Here is a 3,646-nt window from a genome sequence, read left to right as displayed (position 1 = left end):
GTATTCAAGAATTTAGGAACCCTAGAATGGAAACAAATCTACCACAACACCCATGCGCTAACAAGTGCAGCGAATTTACAGAAGAGCAGTGCGGGCATTGCTTGATTTCAGAATCAGATTTTATTACCGGCGATACGGTTGTTTTTATCGATGTGCTTAAGCCAGGTCATTTGATGACTGTGCACAAAGTTCAAGGTAATGGCGTATTGCTGGATGGAAACAGAAACTTTGCATTGAGCCACCTGATTCGTCATGCAAGTGTGCAGGAGCTAAATGCGGGGAAGCGGTTAGGGGATCAAGTATGAAATTAACACTCGCTCAATTGCTTGAACTCAGACGTGCTGAGTACCGCAAACAATTGCACAAAAACAACATGCCACTTGATCCGTATGTTCAGTCAGTGAAGGTGGATTTTGTGGCTGTGCTGGATAGACATTTTCACAAGATGGGGGATGCAGCATGAATACAAGCATCCCCATGATCAAGTTGATTGAAGCTATGAATGATCAACCAATCGCATTTAACAAACATTACGTGTTCATTGGGTGTGGCATTAATGGCGCACTCATGCTGTCACAACTGGTGTATTGGACCTCGCGTACAAAAGACAATGATGGGTGGATTTTTAAGACTCATCACGAGTGGACTATGGAAACCGGTCTTACTCGTCGTGAGCAAGATACTGCCAGAAAAACCCTCAAAGATCTTGGTTTTCTGTTAGAAAAGAAAGTAGGTGTACCGCGTCGTGTTTTCTTTCGTGTTGAGCGTGAAAATCTATACAAAGCGTTGATTGAATACTCTGAAACACTTGCTACTCCTAGTATGCACAATTCCGCCATACTGAATGCACCAAACCGCCATACTGAATGCACAGAAGCGCCAGACTGTATGCACGAAAGCGCCCAACTGAATGCACAAATCAGCCCATCTAATACAGAGAATACTACAGAGAATACTACAGATATTAATTTAGGCGCTGACGCTAAAAAAACTCAAAAATTCTCTGCTAAAAAATCTTTAATCGAAAATGGTGTTTCTGAACAAACAGCTCAAGAGTTTATTGATCTGAAAAACAAGAAACGTAAAACCATCACTGAACGCTCTTTGAAAATCATCTTCAACCAAGCTGTTGAAGCGCAACTTGCAAATGAGCGTGTATTCCAGATTATCGTTTTGCGTGGTTGGGAATCATTTAACGCAACCTGGAACTGGCAAGGAACCAATGCCGAGTTGGATCAACTGGAAAATCCACAAACCAAAACACAACAAACCTCTGAACAACAAGCTCAGCCAACATTCAAAGGCGTAGCTAAAAAATTCAAGGGGATGAATGATGATTGAATTGCATTCCATTCCTGTTGAACAAGCTGTGCTTTGCTCACTCATGGACCATGAGCAAGGATCAGGTGATTACATTGAACAGCTGAGTGAAAGCGATTTCTATGCGACACGCCACCAGATTGTATTTCATCACATCAAAAGCCAATTCAATAAAGGCGAGGCTCATGATGCTGTTGTGATTTGGGAATGTATTCGTAGAAACGCAATGGAGCTTCAGCAGTGTACTGAGGAATACTTCACTGAACTCTCGTCAACCATTGCTCATTTTGGCTTACTGAATACACACATCAAAAAACTGAAAGACCTTTCGACTCGTCGCAGGATTCACGATGTGAGTAAACATATTGCGACTGTGGCAAGCGATACATTGAGCTACACCAGTGAAACCGCAATCGAGAAGGCGCAAGCTCTTGTATCTGGCTTGGATGGCGGTGTTACTGAGAGCGACACGCACTCGGTGTCTGATATCGCTAATGATGTGCTTAAAGACATTCTGGATCGTCACCAAAAGATTCATGAAGGCATTGAAGTCAAAGTTGGGGTGAAGACGGGATTTATCGAACTGGACAACAAGCTTGATCGAATTGATCGAACCGATTTGGTGATTGTTGGTGCACGCCCATCAATGGGTAAAACCACATTCGCTCAAAACATCATGCTCGACTTGGCAGTGAATCAAGGCGAAGTGGTTTTGTTTATGTCTGGCGAGATGAGCAAAGAGCAAATTATGGAACGTATGATTTCCGGCCTTGGTCAGATTCCACTTAAGCAGGTTCGTTCGGCTAGATTTGATGCAGAAGGTGCGGCAGGCATTCAGCAGGCAATCCAGGTTATTCAGAATTGCCCGATTTTTATCAATGACAAGGCTTCCCCAAGTCTAGCCGATATTCGTCGTGAAGCACGCAAGGTTAAGCAGAAAACAGGTGGACGCTTGAATGCCATCGTTGTTGATTATCTGCAAATCATGACACCGCCTGAAAAATCAGGAAACAAGGTGCATGAGATTGGTGATATTTCGTGGGGACTTAAGAAAATTGCCAAGGACTTTGGTTGCCCGGTGATTGCATTATCGCAGCTTAACCGATCTTTAGAGCAACGACCAAACAAACGCCCAGTGATGTCGGATATTCGTGAATCAGGGGCTATTGAACAGGATGCAGACATCATCATGTTTATTTACCGCGATGAGGTTTACAACAAGGAATCCAAAGAAGCAGGCACAGCAGAAATCATTATTGGCAAGGCACGCAATGGATCAACCGGAACTGTTCGGCTGGCAACCAATTTAAGTCAGGCAACTTTCTGTGATTTGAGTCCTGAATATTATGCAGAACAAGGCTTAGGGGGTGGGGTGTGAAGGAAACCGTACTTGATAACACAATGGGTAGCGGTACCACTGGTGTTGCTTGTGTAAATACAGGTCGTCATTTCATCGGGATTGAGAAGGAAGAAAAATACTTTCTGGTGGCACAAGAGCGAATTGCTTTAGCTGGTACCAAAAAGGATCGTCAGCCTGATTTATTTGGTGGTGCCGCATGAAACACCCATTAGACGATAAAACCGTAGATTGGGTGGGTGCGCCAAAAAGCCAGATTGTGGCCTTTGAGAGAATCATAGCTGTATTGAAATGCGTTGAATCTGTACCGGTAGCAACTACCGCTGTAATTCGTGAAAAGGTTGCGCCTTTCCTTACAAAAAGATCAGTTCAGCGATGTATTCAAGGCTTGGTGTGCACAGGGTATTTGAAGGAAAAGAAAAGCGGTGGCGATGAATCTCGCTACTTTATAACGGATAAAACAAAACAATTATTTGGGGTGAAGGGGTGATGGACACCAAAGAACAAATCAGAACAGCATTGATTGAAATTGCTGAAGCATTGGGTAGACCGCATTACGAGCCGCTGACTGTCAGAGAGGTTTTGGCGAGTTTCGATAGTGGTGCATATCACCCATTGAAAGAAGCGGTATTGAGAAAAGTACCTTGCTTGGGGTTTAAGGGGTCAATCAAGACTGTTGTGCCAAAAGTAAGAATTAAAAAGCCGGCTCGGAAGGCATCACCAGTTGAGGTGAAGAAAGAAATTTTAAAGCTGGCACAACATGGAACGATGACAAAATTTAAAAGTGGCTGCCAATGTGAGGAGTGCATGGTATGGGCATGAGCTTAATCGAAGAATTGGGGTTGGAAAAGTGTCAGGAAATTGTGGAGGGGGCGCCGGAAAGGGCAACGTTGTTTTACTACTTTGGCAAAGAATTTGAGCACAGAGTTGATTACTACAAGCACTTTTTTAACTACTTCCAAATGTGGT

General features: G+C 43.6%; 6 protein-coding genes and 1 pseudogene. All 7 read left to right on the top strand.

Features of this window, described 5'->3' with window-relative positions; translation table 11 throughout:
- Nucleotides 1–305, top strand: a 305-nt coding sequence (locus ACE01R_RS17500) for a hypothetical protein (protein ID WP_395552767.1), incomplete at its 5' end; no start/stop codon positions are given.
- On the top strand, nt 302–463 hold the full coding sequence (locus tag ACE01R_RS17495) for a hypothetical protein (protein ID WP_395552766.1): 162 nt from the start codon (nt 302–304) through the stop codon (nt 461–463). The genes ACE01R_RS17500 and ACE01R_RS17495, both read left to right, overlap by 4 nt.
- Nucleotides 460–1,341, top strand: coding sequence for a DNA-binding protein (locus tag ACE01R_RS17490; RefSeq protein ID WP_395552765.1), 882 nt, complete (start codon nt 460–462; stop codon nt 1,339–1,341). The genes ACE01R_RS17495 and ACE01R_RS17490 overlap by 4 nt, the downstream gene beginning before the upstream one ends.
- The gene (gene dnaB, locus ACE01R_RS17485; protein ID WP_395552768.1) at nt 1,334–2,698 is read left to right on the top strand and encodes a replicative DNA helicase; all 1,365 of its coding nucleotides are present in this window, start codon (nt 1,334–1,336) and stop codon (nt 2,696–2,698) included. The genes ACE01R_RS17490 and dnaB overlap by 8 nt, the downstream gene beginning before the upstream one ends.
- Nucleotides 2,699–2,700: 2 nt before the next feature.
- Nucleotides 2,701–2,880: pseudogene (locus tag ACE01R_RS17480) on the top strand (DNA methyltransferase); the annotation flags it as partial.
- The gene (locus ACE01R_RS17475) at nt 2,877–3,167 is read left to right on the top strand and encodes a winged helix-turn-helix domain-containing protein (RefSeq protein WP_395552764.1); all 291 of its coding nucleotides are present in this window, start codon (nt 2,877–2,879) and stop codon (nt 3,165–3,167) included. The pseudogene ACE01R_RS17480 and the gene ACE01R_RS17475, both read left to right, overlap by 4 nt.
- Nucleotides 3,167–3,499, top strand: coding sequence for a hypothetical protein (locus tag ACE01R_RS17470; protein WP_395552763.1), 333 nt, complete (start codon nt 3,167–3,169; stop codon nt 3,497–3,499). Before ACE01R_RS17475 ends, ACE01R_RS17470 begins: the two co-directional genes overlap by 1 nt.
- The last annotated feature ends 147 nt before the right edge of the window (nt 3,500–3,646 follow it).

Origin of the sequence: Acinetobacter sp. BSP-28 (genome assembly GCF_044130285.1) — a bacterium.
In the GTDB taxonomy this organism is placed as follows: domain Bacteria; phylum Pseudomonadota; class Gammaproteobacteria; order Pseudomonadales; family Moraxellaceae; genus Acinetobacter.
This window is presented reverse-complemented; position numbering and strand designations above follow the sequence as displayed.